The sequence below is a fragment of the Borborobacter arsenicus genome, assembly GCF_003934165.1.
Classification (GTDB): domain Bacteria; phylum Pseudomonadota; class Alphaproteobacteria; order Rhizobiales; family Rhizobiaceae; genus Pseudaminobacter; species Pseudaminobacter arsenicus.
Genome location: NZ_RKST01000035.1, coordinates 1 through 16340, shown reverse-complemented (window position 1 = coordinate 16340; position 16340 = coordinate 1). Strand labels below are relative to the sequence as shown.

Below are 16340 nucleotides of genomic sequence, written 5' to 3'. Positions count from 1 at the left end.
TTGCCTATATTCATCAGATTGTCAGCGATCGACCGCCGGCACGCCAGAGGCAGCCTGCCTTTCTACGGTTTTGGGCAATTCATCGCCGACTGACTCCTAAGTCCGACTGTTAGGTTCAACCCCACATAATCAGCCAAAGGCTCTTCCCGATATGGATTGGGCATTGGGATCCTATGGCTTCTGCGCTGATGCCGCAGACACCCAAGGTGCCACCCTATGCTCCAGGAATTTCGCGCTGCAACGCAACTCTCACATGATCCAGAAATAGTCATAGTCGGCGCTGGCGCGGTTGGTCTTACGCTGGCCGTCCACCTGGCACGCACCGGAAAGAGAGTGTTGCTCCTTGAGGCTGGGGATCGAAACCCCTCCCCTGAAAGCCAGGCCATTTTCAAAAGCGCAACTTGCACCGGCCATAATTTGACAGGGCTGCATGAGGCGCGATCCCGGGCTCTCGGCGGAACCACCAACCTTTGGGGAGGCCAACTTTTAAAGTTCGATCCCATCGTTTTCGGAAAGCGGGAATGGCTTCCCGATAGCGAATGGCCGATCTCTGCCAACGAATTGGAGTCAGACTACGAACTCGCATTCGACCTCCTGGGTATGCGGTGTCGGCTGGATGACTGTGCCGTTTGGAAGCAATTGAAGGTGTCGCCGCCAGACACCGGGACCGATCTCGATTTCTTTTTCACCCGCTGGGCGCCTGAAACCAATTTCGCACGCTTGTTTGAGCGCGACCTTCTTGCCCTTACCCAGCTTGAGGTCCTGACCAGAGCTCCGGTGACAGGTTTATGGTCCGACGAAAGCGGGAAGAATATTGGTGTAGTAATTACTGGCACCAACGGCACGCGGCATAGGCTATCTGCTGGAAAAGTTATCCTTGCACACGGCACGATCGAGATCGCGAGGTTGTTATCTATCCCGTTTACCGATGATCGCGTAGCGCCGTGGACAGATAATCGTTGGGTTGGTCGAGGTTTTTGCGATCACGTCGACGTATATGCCGGCGCAGTAACGCCGATTAACGTAAAGCGCTTTCAGCAGCTATTTGATGCCGCCGTCCTTCGCGGGCTTAAGTACCTCCCAAAACTGAAGCTGTCTGAAAGTGCACAACATGCAAGAAAACTGCTGGGGATCGCGGCTCATTTCGTCTCCGATACGGAAAATGGGCAGGAGCTAAAGGCACTAAAAGCCTTTGCCAGAAGCCTTCTTAACGGCAAACCCGACGTGAGGATGCTTGAGGATACGCGACAAATCGTTTCCTTGGCCAAGACCGCGTTACCATTGGTCACGCGGTATCTTAGACATCGCCGAATCTACAATCCCACCGGACACCGGATCCAACTGAGGTTGACGACAGAACAAATAGCTCTTCCAACGAGCGGATTGCGGCTTGGGAACGAAACTGACGCCTTGGGCATGCCAATCGTAGAAATGGATTGGCAAGTTGATGGTGCCGAACTGGCAACGATGATCGAGTTCGGTAATGAAGTGGCGACATTTTTGCAGCGAGAGGGCTTGGCCAAAGTCACGCTCAATCCGCTGTTGGTCGATAAGGATCCGGCATTTCTCACGCAAATCGATGATGGCTATCACCAGATGGGCATGGCCCGCATGGGCTGGTCCGCAAGAGACGGAGTGGTCGACAGCAATCTGAAGGTTTTCGGCACGAACAATCTCTTCATCGCCGGCGCCGCCACTTTCCGTTCGACTGGTTTTGCCAATCCGACACTGACCGCAGTCGCACTGGCATTGCGCCTTTCACGGGCTATTCAAAACGGCTTGGTCTAAGTTCGGATAACTGTCGCCCAATTCCTCACACGTCGATGAGATAGTTCACGCTCATTTCGGTCTCGCCAGAGGGAACGATCTGCCGCGGGGGAGCAAGGCGACGAACAAATGTACCGTGAGCATCACGTTGTCGGGAAGACGGTTGGGCATGCCTTCACCGAACCCGTGCAGCAAAAGAATCCTGAAACGACCGCATAAGCAGCGATCATTCCATATTGCGATGGTAACCCATCGCTACGATCGCGCCAGAACTCGATGCCGGAAGCAATTGCAAGAATGGCCAAAAGGACGTTTACGACGGCGTAGGCGACCGCATCCAGCGCAACTTCTGTCGGTGTCGGATTGGCAACCAGTCGCGGCTGCGCCAGCGATTTGACGCTGCGCTGGGCGCGCGAAGTCCTCTGCACTCCTTCGGAGCTGGTATGTGGCAACCCCAGAGTGGACCTTAAGCAGTCACGTACCAATCAGCAGCAAGAGCGTGGAAGCGGGTATAACGTTTGCTCCACTCGATTTCAGAGCTTGCGTGAACAATGGCCAGCCGAATTGCTATTGTTGAAGATGCGCTTTGATTGTATATTAATAGAATTAATGCGCGTTGGTCTGCAAAAGAGCGCTGGCAAATGGTTGAAGCATGCTTGAGATTCGCTTTGCGATGCTCAAATATCTTGCATTTTAACTATTTAAACGCCACGGTGATCCCGCCGAATTATACTAGAAGGAAAGAATTACCTGTCGGGGTGCTCCGAAAAACGGGGAATGGGGAGGATGTGCACCAAGTGAAGGAGGCCACCCATGACATACCGCCAAGCCCTTCGCGTAAGCGAAAGTGGACTCGATCCTCTCGCCGCACTTCGCCAACCCATCACAGTACTGGTAGGGAGTGACGAATCCGCCAGTGGCGCTCTTCAGAGGATCGGCCTGGATTCGGTCTTCGATCTCGCGACATCACCTTTGTTCGCCTTTGCCAATGCGCTTTCGAAGTCGATTGACGGCAGCTTCAAAAGCGCGTTGAACAGTCTCAGGCTGGTACCGGGCGGGCTCGCGTCGGAGGATGCACCCCAGGACCTGACTGACTTCGCGCACGCCGACCTCACGGTGCTGCGCAGCCTTTCCGTGGAGGAGGCGGAAGCGCTGAAGTCATCGCTGCACGCCGAGTCGATCGCCGACTTGGGCCGATGGCCGCCTTATCACGGAGCTTTGGCCATTCTTTCCGCCGTAAACGGGCGCGAGCTCGGGGGCGAGGAGGAAGAAACTCTAAAGTTGGTGCCAACGCTCGGGGATTACCCGACCGAGCGTCGATATTATACGACAATGCTGATGGACCATGTGTCGGTCGCCAACCCAACCAGTCTCGGCGAGGCTGGTGCGATCGACATCAGCCCGGCGCTGGATGCGACCTTCGGCTTCAGTGCGCCGGCGATTGGGGCCCGCGTGACCTTTGAGCAGTCGTGGTTCGCGCAAGGAATGGCCCTCGGCAACCTGCTGCATTCGGTTGCACTCGCGCCGGGGGAAAGCACCCGAATCGCGGTGGAGACTTGGGACCGGCGAGACACCGGCCGCGGTTCCGAGGACATCAGCGAGACTGAGCGGCTAACCAACGTCACCACCCACAACCGCGCGATCAACGAGGTACAGGAAGCCGTCGCGAACGAAGTTCAGACCGGCTTTTCGAGGACGCACAGCGAGGCGACCACCGCATCGGGCGGGGTCGGGTTTGGGCTCGGGCTCGGTCCGCTCACGATCGGCGGCAGCGGTTCGGCCGGGACCACAACGACCGACGCTAACAGCTTTTCGACATCGGCGGGCTCGCGTTCGATCGGAGCAACGATGAGCCAGCAGGTGTCAGACGCGACGCAGCAGGCGGCGTCCACCGTGCGTGGCCGGCGCGCGAGTATCATCAAGGAAATATCGCAATCGGAGCAGCAGCAAGTCTCGACGCGGATCCTCGCCAATTACAACCACATGCACGCGCTGACCGTGCAATATTACGAGGTCGTCGAACTCTATCGCGTGATCTCGCGTCTGCATGAGGTGGAACGCTGCCTGTTCATTCCGATGAAGCTGACCGAATTCGATGAGAAGGTCATCGAGAAATATCGCAGCGTACTTGCAGATGCGGCGCTTTCGCGGCGCGCACGCGAGCTGTTAGCCACCGAATTCGGAATGGTCAACCTGACCTCCACCCGGTCGATCAGGCCTTTTGTCACGGGCTTCGCGGCCACGACCGCTGTCATGGCCCGGGTGGCGGCAGCCACCACCGGAGACGAGGGCGAGACCGCGGCCACGGAGCGACCCATCGCACCGCAGATCACGAGCTGGTCGCGCGAGGAATTGCGAGTTGCGAGCCGGCTCACCGCAACCCCACTCATCCGGCCGGGAAGCAGCTCGATCCTACTCCCGCGCGAAGCCTCACTGGAGACTTTGACCTTCACGTCGTCCGAGGGGGGACCGCAGATCGCAGCAATTTCGTTCCGCCTTCAGTCCGACAACAACGTTGATCTCGCCCGCACGTCCCTTGGCTGGGACGTACCTGGCGAGGTGAGCGTCGGCAATCTTCTGGAGATTATCGTAACGACGGGCCAGGCAGATCGGCGTCTCAGCGGTGGGCTTTCGCTCGGCCTGGTCTATCGCGGGGCAAGCTTCCCGGTCACCATTCCAGTCGAAGCTTCCGCTGGCGCTTCGACGGTCGTTGCGAAGATCGGCGATACGGGAGCCGGGCCTGAACTCGTGGAGCATCTGCGCGCCAATCGCCTGCACTACAACCAAGCGGTCTGGCGCTCGCTGGACAGTGCGACGGTCGCGCTTCTGCTCTCGCGCTTCGAGTTCGAGGGCATGCCTGTCGCCAATCTGATAGATCCACGGCCGATCCAGGTCGCCGGCAACTACCTTGTGTTCCGTATGCCTGCATTTACGGTGCGCGCCGGACAGCCGCGAGGATCTGCTGAAGAAGGGGAGGCCGCCGAAACCGAAGCCCGACAAAATTGGGCTAGGTGGTTGCAGCGCAGGGGTTTAGTTTTCGGTCCAGCCACCTCCAACGAGGAGCTCATCCCGGTGCCGACAGGTGGAGTGTTCGCCGAGGCTGTGCTCGGACGGTCCAACGCGGCAGAGAAGCTGGACGCGACCCGGTTCTGGAACTGGCAAGATTCCCCAATTCCGCTGCAACCGCCAGAAGTTGCTGCCATTAGCATGCAGTCGCGAGCGCAGTCCATGGACGTGACGCCGGGTCAGCTGGGCCAGCCGGTTCTTAACATCGTCAACCCGACGAACCTGCCGGATCCGGCGGGCCTCGGGGCGGCGTTTGCCGCGCTGCAGAACGGGAACATGTTCCGCGACATGAGCAGTCTTGCAGCGACGATCGGGCTTGCGACGAGCAGTGTCGGAGAAGCGACGAGTGCGGCGGCTGACTCCGGCAAGCTCGCGGCCGCGAACCTGGCTGTCGCAGCGCAGAAAGAAATCGAGAAGGATCGGATCGCTGCACAGGTCGCGCTCGCGATGATGGGTAAGCCCAGTGTATCAGGTGGCACGCCCAAGAACATCTCGGAAATGGGATCACTGCTCAACGCAGGCGAAAGGCGTGACAGGGCGCGGCAATCCAACGGCGGGGCTGCGGGTAGCGGCGCCATCGGCGCCAACATGTCGCCGACTGGCGGCGGCAGCGGCGCCGGGGGAGGTGTCTTGGGCAGCCAACCTTGGACTGGCACCCGGCCAAGCGAAAGCGGCGACGATTACGATCTCGCGTATCGTCGCGCCCTCTACGGGGAAATAGGGGGGCCGCTAGCGAGCATTATCCCGACCGGTGGCACCGGCGGAGCAGCTTCACCTAGCGGACCCTATTTCAACCTGGGCGGGTCGGTTCCGGGGCCGCTCGAGTGGCCGACGATCGACTTCCCCGCACCGAACGAGTTCGCGAGTATATTTAGGGACCACTACAATGAGCGGATTAGTCGCGGCTTCTTCCGCGGCGCTACAGAAGTGCTCGGAGCCGATGCTATCGGCGCTGCCTTTGCTTCTCCAGAAGAGATTGAAGGTGACCTCCGGAACGGAGCTCTTTCGATCGTCAACAACCGGTTCACGCTCGTAAACAACGCCAACGGGCGCGAGCAGCTTCTGTCCGCAATGAACTGTATCGCACTGGCGAGCAGCTATGACGCCGCGAAAGCGGCGAACCCGATCATCGCTGGAGGAGGACTCGCGCCGTCTGCCAGCATCAACGTGCCTTTCGACGTAGTGTACGTTGCAAAAAGGCTCGGCATTGCATTGGCTTGGTATGACGAAATGATCCGGACGGCGGTTACTCAGGAGGCTGCGCGAATATCAAGAGCGAAAACGGCGTGGGAAACCGAAGCCGGGATCGTGTTCAATATAGCTACGCTTCCCGTCCCACCTGCTTTCAGTGTACCGGTCGGCACAGGCTTGGGCATGTTGGTCAGCGGCTTGTCGCAGCGGTTCGATCGCGAGTTCGACAAGTACCAAACGGTGATCAACGAGTTGAAACAAGCCTACGGCCGGCTGGCCAACTATTTCTTGGTCACGACATTGACGGCAATGATCCCGGACGGCCAACTGAACTCCAACGTTCGAGCCCTCATTAGCCAGTTCGAAGCGAATGTCCTTCTGGGCGCTGACCAGGAGAGCAAGTTCCTGAGAGGCCAGATGGTCTAAGTCCGTTACACGGATGTAGCGTCGTCCATGTAAATGTCGGTCGACGGAACGGCTTGTGGGCGTGCATCCACATGATGATGCCATCGATGGTATCACGATGGTCCGGGCGGGCCTGGACGGAGACATATTGCAACGGCACCGGGTGGATCCGGTCTCACGCGGAACTTCACTGAGTGGACTAGTTCGGAGATGCGGACGCCGGCGCCTCTCATCTCACGAATGCGCTTTCGATCGCTTCGTGCTCCCGCGGCCCGCCGTGCGCACGAAGTAAAACCGATCGTGCGGTTGTCCAGCAAATTTTTGCCCCGGCGACGCGGGCATCGGCACCAGCCCTTCCGGCGCATTCTCCGCCATCGCGCAGCTTTAAATAAGCCGGCACCTTACTGAGATTTGGCGAGGTTAGCAGGGGGGGAATTACTGGAGAGTCTTCGATCGATCGGCAGCACCGGCATCCAAGGACGCATATTTTATCCAGTCGTGTCCCGGCGACTTCGTCATCTCCAGCGTTCCATTAGCTTTGCGCAGCAGCTGATCGAAGCCGATCCGACTGGATATGATTACGGCACCGGCCCGGATCGACAGCAGATAGTGTGTACCAGCGGGATAGAATTGGATTTTAGCCACGTTGTCGTGGATGCGCTCGGCAACGCCACGGGCGTCGGTTTCGTTCGCTCCAGGGAGAAACACGCCGAATTGATCGCCGGACACCCGCCCCACAATGTCGCCGTTGCGTACCGTTCCCCGGATCGTCGCCGCTACGTTGCTTAGTGCCTCGTTGCCCCAGGAATAGCCAAAACGGCTGTTGATCACTCTCAGATCATCGAGGTTAACCAACAAGATAGTGCCAAGCGGATCGCTTCCTGGCGCGGTGTTGCGATTGGAGTATGTGTCGACCAGTGCCGAAAACGTTGCTTCGTCGAGGCAAGACGTCAGATTGTCATTCTGACCTAGGCGCTGGACCTGCTTTCGCAGAGCACCGACGCGTGATGCCATCAGGCCACACGCAAATGCGAGCGGCATTGCCACAAGGATCGACACCACCACGGCAAGGCCAGCTTCGCGCGCACCATTGGCGGTCGGGGACATCACATTCAAGAGGCCAACGGTAGCCAAGGCTACCACGAGACCGGCAGCCATACCGCCAACCGTCCAATAAAGAACGGGCTTATGCCGGAAAAAAAAGGTCCTTGCTGCTTCCCAAAACATCGTCCTGCCAAATCCCCGTTTTCGTTATCGGTCATCCAATAGCCGGTGGGTGTAAAATTGACGTTGCCGTGACATATCGCATTTGATCGATTCTGTTGCAGACTTGGTTAAGGTACGAATCTCAGAGGAGCATTCTATGCCATTTATTTCACCGGCCCGTATTGTCATCCGGATCGTGCTTTCTATCGCCGCAGGCTTGGCGCCGCTCGTTACCGCGTGGAATATGTCGGCCGCCTCAGAAATGCAGGAGGTTCGCCAATTCGATCCGCGAAGTGGCACATGGGTCAAAAGACGTGTGGATAACAGCAAGCTTGCCGGCAAGCTGAACGCCGCACCCGTGCCGCCACAACTTATTGCCTTTGAGGGAGGCGCCGGGCCCGGGACCATCATCGTCGACACTGAGCGGCGACGTTTGCTCTATGTCAACGGAGACGGCACCGCTACCGAGTATATCATTGGCGTCGGTCGTGAAGGTTTCGCCTGGAAGGGATCCGAAAAGATCAGCCGCAAGGCCGAATGGCCGAGCTGGACGCCGCCTGAAGAAATGAGGCGTCGTGAGGCCCACCGGGGCCGTATACTGCCAATCACAATGGAAGGTGGTCCAGATAATCCGCTCGGCGCGCGGGCGCTTTATCTTGGTGGCACCCTCTACAGAATACATGGAACCAATGAACCGTGGACCTTGGGCAAGGCAGTATCGTCCGGTTGCATAAGAATGGCGAACGACGATGTCATTGATTTGTACAACAAGGTTCGTGTCGGAAGCCCTGTCGTAGTTAAGTAGATTCTAAAATTCATATGTTGCACGAGTGCAACAATATAGATGATTTATATACAGGCGAGAAGGTACCTTGCCATGGGGGTTGATGAATCTTAACCCAGAGGGCATAGGCTTTAGGGTGATTTTGGGGATCGGGATGGGTCAATGCAGCGTATGGTTGCGTGGCCGGATACAAAGCGGGGTTGGCGGGACATGCGCATCTCAATACTTCGAGCCATTTCGGCAGCACTGCTTGCGGGCGTTGTCCTTGCGCCAGTGAGTGCCAAGGCGCTTTCGCTCCAGGAAGCGATGGCGGTCATGCTGGAGTCAAATCCGGAGATTGGCCAGGCTTCAGAGAATCGTGAGGCCATCGAGTTTGAGCTTCGTCAGGCACGTGGCCTCTATTTGCCCAGCATCGATCTTGAGGCATCCGTGGGCGCTCGTGGTCTGGACGACGCATCCAGGCGTTTCGGCGGGCTTGACGACGACCCCCTCTACCCATCTGAAGTCGGCGTCGTCCTTACCCAGAAGCTCTTTGATGGAGGCGGGCGCCGGGCCGAATTGGAACGTCAGGCTGCTCGTGTCGACAGCGCCGCATTCCGGGTGCTCGAGCGATCGGAATCCGTCGGTCTGCAGGTGGTCCGGGAATATCTTGAGATTCTCCTTCAGGCACAGATCGTTGAAGAGTCGCGCCGTAACATCGGCTTCCATCAGCAGGTCCTGGGAGATATTGGCTCACTGATCTCGGGTGGCACACTGACCGAGGCCGATCGCCAGCAAGGGCAGGAGCGCCTGCTTGCCGCCAAGGCTCGCACCAAGGAAGCAGAAGAAGAGCTGGAAGCTGCGAAGATCCGCTTTCTGAAGCTGGTCGGGAAGCCCTTTGCCAATGCGTCGATGCCCCAGTCGATGGTATCGGCGCTGCCCAAGTCGCTTGATGCTGCAATCGGTCTGGCACGAGTAAACAATCCACGAATCAGGGTTGCGAACGCCGACATCGATGCTAGTGACGCGCAGGTTGATGCCGCTCGCTCCAAGCTGTTTCCCGAAATTTTCCTGGAAGGTCGCGCCCGTACAGGCCACGACATCGATGGTAGTGAAGGACGCACATCTGATCTGCAGGGTCGCGTGGTTGCGAAGTGGAACCTCTATCGTGGCGGTATCGATCTCGCCAATGAGCAGGAACAGATCCGTCGCGCTAGCGAACAAAGGCTGGTGCTTCACCAGAATCACAGGGAAGTCGAGGAAGCAGTCCGGATTTCGTGGGACCGTAGACTTCGCCAGATAGATCTGGCCGGCACGTTGCGGGAGCAGGCGGCCGCGAATGGCCAGTTGGTCAATTCCTATCGTGAGCAACTCGCTGTGGGGCGCCGGTCGCTGCTCGACGTTCTTGGTGCGCAGAATTCGCGTTACACTGTAAATATCCTGGCCAAGACAGCTGAGTATGCAGCCCGATTTGCTGAGTATCGTCTGCTGGCTGCAACCGGAACGTTGCTGAGCACAATGAACCTGCAGGCTGCCAAGCAGTCGGAAGCCTATGCCCGCACGGAATTCAATGTTCCCGAGACGGCACCGACTGAAACGTACCGGCGTCTGCCTTCCCGGCAGGTCAACGACCTTCCATTGGATCTGCTGGCGCCAATAAAGTAACCAGCGGGAAAGAGCCCTTGTGGCATACGATGCGGCGAACGGGTGGCTTGGTAGCAAGCTCGCCTATTCGTTTGATCAGAGGTCTCTTGTCGGCCTCTGCCGTAGTTTTGCCTCGTGTGGTGAGAGGCCTTTATGAATTCGGCGTCTGAGCTGCCCAGCACACGACCCGCGATTGCCGATCAAGCGAAGCCGGCCATGGGGCAGTCGTTCAGGACCGCATTCCGGCAAGTCGCCATCTTCCTGGGAAGACCGGGATCGGATGTCGTTCTTTTTTCCGGCGTTCCCTTTGACGAAGCCTCTCCCGGTCTTGAAGACGTGCAGCGTCTCAGCGATCGCATCGGCCTGGAGGTACGAGATTCCGGCTGGCATGAACTGGCGTCCGGCAATCTCGATCTCCCTGCCGTTCTTCTGCTGAACGATGGTTCGGCCATTTCGCTGCTGGAGAGCATAGAAGGCGAAAGCGTACACGCCAAATCGCATTTGCTGGCTTTGGCGAACACGCGCATTCAAGGCGGCGCACTGCAAAAGACAGACGTAAAGGCCGTCTTGTCGTTCAGCATCGTCAGTGCCGACACGATGCAATCTGCTGTGGAAGGCCTCGATGGGCGCATTGCCCGCAAGCATTGGCTGGCCAGCGCGCTTTTACCGTTCTGGAGCTCCTACGCGCGGGTGGCGGTTGCGGCGTTGTTCATAAATTTGCTGGCACTGGCGTCGCCACTTTTCGTGATGAACGTCTATGATCGTATTCTGCCTAATAATGCAGCGTCGACGCTGTGGGTATTGGCGCTTGGCGTCTCGGGTGCCGTCCTCTTCGACCTGTTGTTGAAGACAGTGCGCGCGGCGCTTATCGACTATGCCGGCCGGCGTGCCGATATCAAGCTTTCCTATCTGCTGTTCGAGAAGGTCCTGAATGCAACATTGGCATCGCGCCCGATGCAGACCGGGGATTATGCCAGCCGGGTTACACAATATGAATTCGTGCGGGAGTTCTTTACCTCAAACACGATCAGTGTTTTGATCGATACGATCTTTGTCTTTGTATTTCTTATTGTGATCTATCTGGTAGCCGGCTGGATTGTCATCATTCCGACACTTGCTTTTATTCTCGCTCTTGTCATCGGATTAATTTCGCAGCACCGGATAGGGCGCAGGGTTGCGGCAGCTGCCAACGAATCGTCCCAGAAGCAATCGCTGCTGGTTGAGACGATCTCGACAATCGAGACTGTGAAGTCGCTCAGTGCCGAGCGAACCTTGCTACGCAAGTGGCATGAATTGTCCAAGAAGGCGTCACTGACCTCCGAAGAGATCAAACAGCTTTCGGCTTCTGCCGCAAACTGGACCCAGTTCGTCCAGCAACTGGTGTCGGTGGTTATCATCATTGCTGGTGCCTATGAATTTTCCAAGGGAAACATGTCGTCCGGCGCGATCATTGCTGCGGTGATGCTGTCGGGACGCACCGTTGCCCCGATGGGCCAGATCGCGATGACGCTCTCGCGCATGCGTCAGGCAATCCTGTCGCTTCGTATACTGGACGCCGTTATGGAGCAGCCGGAGGATCGGCCGACGGGAACAGGCTTTGTCAACCGTGAAATCCATTCAGGCAATTTCTCCTTCCAAAATGTCGAGTTTGCTTATCCGGGTTCCGACCAAAAAGTACTGAACGGGCTTACGTTTACTGTTCGTCCAGCAGAGCGCATCGGCATTATCGGTCGTATCGGTTCCGGCAAGACCACCATTGGTCGTCTGCTCGGCGGACTCTATCCACCAAGTGGTGGAAGCCTGATGATCGACGGTATCGACGTGCGCCAGTATCATCCCGCGGTTATCCGTTCTGCCGTTGCGGTTGCCTCTCAGGCAGCCGATCTGTTTTCCGGCTCAGTCAAGGAAAATCTGCTGATGGGCAGGCCCGACGCGACTGACGCGGAGATCATCGACGTGGCGCGTAAGACCGGAGTGGATGAATTCGTTTCCCGCCACCCGCGCGGCTATGACATGCCCGTCGGTGAGCGTGGGAGCAATCTGTCGGGTGGGCAACGACAGGCCATGGCGATCGCTCGTCTGCTATTGGCTCGGCCCAAGATTGTTTTTCTCGACGAGCCGTCTGGCGCCATGGACCTGGCATCCGAGCGTCGGCTCATCAATCAACTTGCGACGGCATTCGAGCCGGAAACAACCCTCATCATTTCCACCCACCGTTACAGTATGCTGGAATTGATCGACCGTTTGATCGTGTTGGAAAACGGTCGCGTTGTCGCCGACGGACCCAAGAAAGCGGTTATCGAGCAACTCCAGAAAAATGCGGTGCGGTCGACATGACGGGCATCGTGGAGCAGTTGGTGTCCGCCTCGATCGGGCAGGAGGGGGGCAGCCATGACTGATAGCCCTCCGTTCTGGGCACGTGCCAGCCTTGTGGTGGTGGTTCTGCTCATCGTATCGTTCGTCGCTTGGGCAGCGATTACGCAGGTGGAAGAAATCGCTCGTGGGGAGGGTAAGGTTATTCCCATCTCTCGTACGCAGGTCATTCAGGCGAGCGAAGCGAGCGTCATACAGGAAATTGCCGTCCAGGTTGGTCAGGTCGTGAAGAAGGACGATCTCATCGTCCGGCTGGATGACACGGCAACAACGTCGACTTTGGGTGAACTCGAAGCACGTGCCCGAGCCTTGCGTGTGCAGGTGGCTCGTCTTGAACTTGAGCAAATCGGTGACATGAGTTCGCCGATGACCTGCCCGGAACTCGTCAAGAAGACCAGCCCTGAGATTTGCGACAATGAGGCCCGGCTGCTCAAGGCACGACGCGACGCTTTCCAGAACAAACTTTCCGTGCTGCAGGAAAGACACTTGCAACGGCGCAAGGAACTTGACGAGGCGTTAGTAAGCATCCAGCGTTTGGAAGACAACATTGCGCTGTCGCGGAAGGAAGCTGCTCTGTTGGAGCCTCTCGTCGCCCGCAAGCTCGCCCCTCAAACCGACCTCCTGCGCATCCAGAAGGAATTGACCGATTCGACCGGCCAGCTGAATTTGTTGCAGGAATCTCTCGACCGTATCCGCGCCGCTATCAAGGAGGCGTCACTTCAGGTTGATGAACTGATGCTGGTTTTCCAGCAGGAGGCCCTGGCCGAAAAGACCAAGGTCCTGGCCGACCTTTCCGTAGTGATCGAAACCATCCGCGGTGCGTCGGACCGGGTCGAGCGAACGGATTTGCGGTCCCCCGTGGACGGCGTTGTGAACCGCTTGGAAATCACGACCATCGGAGCTTATGTGCAACCCGGCACGGTGGTTGCAGAAGTGGTGCCCACCTCGGACGTTCTCCTGGTGGAAGCACGTATCTCGCCCAAGGACGTCGCTTTCATACGGGTGGGGCAACCCGCCCTTGTGAAGATCACCGCCTTCGATTTTTCCATATATGGAGGTCTGCATGGTGAGGTTGCCAATGTTTCAGCAGACTCCATCTTCGATGAGAAATCGGGGGAAACTTTCTACTTGGTTCAGGTCAAGACCGACAAGTCGGAGATCGTGCACGATGGAAAATCCCATGCGATCATTCCCGGCATGGTGGCGTCGGTCGACATCATGACTGGCATGAAGACGGTGCTTCAGTATCTCCTGAAACCGATCAATAAGGCCAGAACGGAAGCCATGCGGGAACGATAGCATGACTTCTGACACAGTGCCTGCCGAAACGGATTCTACATCGCTTGCCAAGGACGCCGAGCCGGTGTTTCGTGTGGTAGAAGATCAGGAGACGCGGCGAGGTATTCGTCTCGAGCGCATTTACTGGCAGGTGCTACGGAATATCGCCCATGCTACGGCACAGAGGCCGGGTGCATTGGTCAAATCGATCATTGATCAAGCGCCGGGCCTGACCAACACAACGTCGCTCCTTCGTGTCTACTGTCTTAAATGGATGATCGGTGAGTTGGAGGCCACACGCCGGCTTGCAGATCCGTCTCTTGTCATCAATTTGATCAGAGCTTCTCCGGGCGCAGCATTTGCCCTTGGGCTGGACAAGCGGATTGTTGCCTACAACCAGTCGTTCCTGAACTTCGTCCGGGCGCGCTTTTCCTATACGGAGCAGAACCTTACCGGCAAGGACCTGCGCCTGGCGCTGGATGTTCACCTCGCTGATCTGGCCCAAAGCCTGAAGACAAACGGGAATGCCCCGATAGTCGTTGGTTTCGTGGTAGGTGTTGGCGAGCGTAGGGTTCGCGGCAAGCTAAATACTCTTCTGGCACCGGTCTCAGGCCAGAATGTTGTGCTTTGCTATGTGTTGCTGTGAGGATTGAACTAGGCAGGCATGCTTGTCCCGAGCATGCTCCAATCATGACGGGTTAGGAATACCTTCACCCGGCTGTATCGTTTCAAGCGAGGTCGGCCGCTTCTGCATGGCAAATTCCGAGCCTCGCTTATAGCCATGGATCCATGCCTTCTGGGCGCCTAGCGAATAAAGCGCCTGATACTGCGGCAATTGCCTGTCCGTCAGCACGACATCACGCAGATTGTCCAGGACATAGGTATGGCTGCTGGTCGAGACTGCCAGCACGGCGTGATAGAAGTTCCGGCCCGAATCACGTAACACGACAAGTGCCATACTTTCGGCCGGAACACCTGCTGACCGCAGAGCGGCCATTTTCATGATGGCAAAATCTTCACAATCACCTTTCCCAATCGCGAGAATTTCCTTCGGCATCGCCCAATAGTCGAGCGTGCCGTAAACATCTTTGTCGCTTCGGTAGTCTATCAGGCGGTTGACGGCTCTATTTATCGCATTGATCTTCTGCGCGAGTGGCAGGCTTTGTGTTGCCTTTACAGCCTCTTCCAGGATACCGAGCCGGGTGCGGCAGGTCGCATCGCCATCGCAATTTCCCGGGCCGAGTTGGCCTGCGTTCTTTTCGATCTCTTGCCAGCGAGTGGCTATCCCGGGTTTGAAGGGAAAGGCAACCGAAGAAAATATCCCGCCGGCTATCGATCCCGTACTCGTGAAGTCGAGCTTCTCTGGCGATGCTGGCGATTGGCGCTCCCCAATTCCCGCGGCGCTTCCGCCCAGGAGGCAACCAATCGCCATAGTGGTGAGTGCGGCTCTCGCCAATTTACCCGCCGGTACAAATCTACCGCCAATCATATATCTGCCCTCAGCTTGTCAACGTGAAAGCTAGCAGGAGGGTTTGTATATCCAGCTAATGGAGATGGTTTATTTAAGCCTATTATGTAATTAAAATTTTATACAAATTTATTATTTAGTGGTATAGGTCGAAGATGCACTTGTAAGATTGATGGTATCCAACGAAAAAGTCGGCAATACTATAAAGATGGTCTTGTGCTCGTAGTCGAGATTGCGAGAAGAGCCCTTTTCCGAGCTGCGCTGCGCTTTCGAAGGTTCAAGGAAGGTTCGCAGCTGCCTCGAATAGGGGCTCAGAGGGCACCGTAAACTTAACGATTGGCTGAGGAAGGTTTGCGAATAGGCGGTATGACCAAGCATGATCGTAACCGGCTACATCGTCGCCACCGCCTTTCCCGCCGAAGTGATTTGCCCGTGCGATCTGGCTTTATTTTCGCTTCCCGCTCAGCCTGCGTATGGTCGAGGACATGCTGACCTCCCGTGGCATCATCGTCACCCATCAGAAATTCGGCCGTGGGTTTGCGAACGACATCAAGCGCCGATCTGCAGGACATTTCGGCGGCAAATGGCACCTGGACGAATGCGTGATCACCTGTCGGTAAGAAGCAGTGGCTCTGGCGAGCCGTCGACCAGGATGGTTTCGTCCTCGACGTGCTCGTGCAAAGCCGCCGAAATGTTAAAGCTGCGTAGCGGTTGATGCGCAAGCTGCTGAAAGCACAAGGCCATGCACCTCGGATCATGATCCCAGATAAACTGCGGTCCTACGGCCGGGCCAGACAGGATATCATGCCCGGCGCGAACATCGCTTGCATAAAGGCTTGAACAACCGCGCAGAGAATTCACACCAGCCGATCCGACGACGGGAGCGGATCATGAAGCGCTTCAAGTCAGCAAGACAGCTTCAACGTTTCATCTCATCCACGATCCGATCGCCAATCTGTTTCACCTGTCCCGTAATCATCTTTCATCATTCGACTATCGTCATCTGCGCGGCGCTGCAATGGAAACCTGGCGCGAAATCACGTGTGTCGTGGCAGCTTGAGTGTGATTTTTCGTGGAATGAGGACCCTGTTTGAGGGGTGATTTTCGTCCAAACGGGACCCCTTAACGTGGGGTCATCAAAATGCCTCCGGTTTCATCGGAGGCATTTGCGTTTTGGAT

9 protein-coding genes and 1 pseudogene are annotated in these 16340 nt (G+C 57.1%); 8 read left to right on the top strand and 2 right to left on the bottom strand.

Annotated elements, in window-relative coordinates; all coding sequences use genetic code 11:
- The first annotated feature begins 216 nt into the window (after nucleotides 1–216).
- Both EET67_RS22890 and EET67_RS22885 read left to right on the top strand, forming a co-directional pair.
- The gene (locus EET67_RS22890; RefSeq protein WP_128628527.1) at nucleotides 217–1788 is read left to right on the top strand and encodes an FAD-dependent oxidoreductase; all 1572 of its coding nucleotides are present in this window, start codon (nucleotides 217–219) and stop codon (nucleotides 1786–1788) included.
- Nucleotides 1789–2580: 792 nt separating this feature from the next.
- Nucleotides 2581–6450, top strand: a complete 3870-nt coding sequence (locus EET67_RS22885) for a hypothetical protein (protein WP_128628526.1) — start codon at nucleotides 2581–2583, stop codon at nucleotides 6448–6450.
- Nucleotides 6451–6864: 414 nt separating this feature from the next.
- Here the strand turns inward: EET67_RS22885 and EET67_RS22880 are convergent, their stop codons facing one another.
- The gene (locus tag EET67_RS22880; protein WP_128628525.1) at nucleotides 6865–7656 is read right to left on the bottom strand and encodes a GGDEF domain-containing protein; all 792 of its coding nucleotides are present in this window, start codon (nucleotides 7654–7656) and stop codon (nucleotides 6865–6867) included.
- A 136-nt stretch (nucleotides 7657–7792) separates the two neighbouring features.
- Between EET67_RS22880 and EET67_RS22875 the strand changes: the two genes are divergently transcribed.
- From EET67_RS22875 to EET67_RS22855, 5 genes are all read left to right on the top strand, one after another.
- Nucleotides 7793–8440 carry a L,D-transpeptidase gene (locus tag EET67_RS22875; protein WP_128628524.1) on the top strand — a complete coding sequence of 216 codons (648 nt, stop codon included), beginning with the start codon at nucleotides 7793–7795 and terminating at the stop codon, nucleotides 8438–8440.
- A gap of 285 nt (nucleotides 8441–8725) precedes the next feature.
- Nucleotides 8726–10063 carry a TolC family protein gene (locus EET67_RS22870; protein WP_245451165.1) on the top strand — a complete coding sequence of 446 codons (1338 nt, stop codon included), beginning with the start codon at nucleotides 8726–8728 and terminating at the stop codon, nucleotides 10061–10063.
- A gap of 132 nt (nucleotides 10064–10195) precedes the next feature.
- The gene (locus EET67_RS22865) at nucleotides 10196–12379 is read left to right on the top strand and encodes a type I secretion system permease/ATPase (protein WP_425359547.1); all 2184 of its coding nucleotides are present in this window, start codon (nucleotides 10196–10198) and stop codon (nucleotides 12377–12379) included.
- Between the two features lie 54 nt (nucleotides 12380–12433).
- Complete coding sequence (locus tag EET67_RS22860; RefSeq protein WP_128628523.1) at nucleotides 12434–13714, top strand: HlyD family type I secretion periplasmic adaptor subunit; 1281 nt, start codon at nucleotides 12434–12436, stop codon at nucleotides 13712–13714.
- A gap of 1 nt (nucleotide 13715) precedes the next feature.
- A complete protein-coding gene (locus EET67_RS22855; RefSeq protein ID WP_128628522.1) occupies nucleotides 13716–14339 on the top strand; it encodes a ribbon-helix-helix domain-containing protein in 624 nt (207 codons plus the stop codon).
- A 42-nt stretch (nucleotides 14340–14381) separates the two neighbouring features.
- Here the strand turns inward: EET67_RS22855 and EET67_RS22850 are convergent, their stop codons facing one another.
- Nucleotides 14382–15149: a transglutaminase-like cysteine peptidase gene (locus EET67_RS22850; protein WP_165900006.1), complete on the bottom strand. Its 768-nt coding sequence runs from the start codon at nucleotides 15147–15149 to the stop codon at nucleotides 14382–14384.
- A 378-nt stretch (nucleotides 15150–15527) separates the two neighbouring features.
- Between EET67_RS22850 and EET67_RS22845 the strand changes: the two are divergent.
- Nucleotides 15528–16221, top strand: a pseudogene (locus EET67_RS22845) (IS6 family transposase).
- The last annotated feature ends 119 nt before the right edge of the window (nucleotides 16222–16340 follow it).

Coding starts and splice junctions, on each gene's coding strand:
- EET67_RS22890 (WP_128628527.1), top strand. CDS start 217: ATGCTCCAGGAATTTCGCGCTGCAACGCAACTCTCACATGATCCAGAA.
- EET67_RS22885 (WP_128628526.1), top strand. CDS start 2,581: ATGACATACCGCCAAGCCCTTCGCGTAAGCGAAAGTGGACTCGATCCT.
- EET67_RS22880 (WP_128628525.1), bottom strand. CDS start 7,656: ATGTTTTGGGAAGCAGCAAGGACCTTTTTTTTCCGGCATAAGCCCGTT.
- EET67_RS22875 (WP_128628524.1), top strand. CDS start 7,793: ATGCCATTTATTTCACCGGCCCGTATTGTCATCCGGATCGTGCTTTCT.
- EET67_RS22870 (WP_245451165.1), top strand. CDS start 8,726: ATGGCGGTCATGCTGGAGTCAAATCCGGAGATTGGCCAGGCTTCAGAG.
- EET67_RS22865 (WP_425359547.1), top strand. CDS start 10,196: ATGAATTCGGCGTCTGAGCTGCCCAGCACACGACCCGCGATTGCCGAT.
- EET67_RS22860 (WP_128628523.1), top strand. CDS start 12,434: ATGACTGATAGCCCTCCGTTCTGGGCACGTGCCAGCCTTGTGGTGGTG.
- EET67_RS22855 (WP_128628522.1), top strand. CDS start 13,716: ATGACTTCTGACACAGTGCCTGCCGAAACGGATTCTACATCGCTTGCC.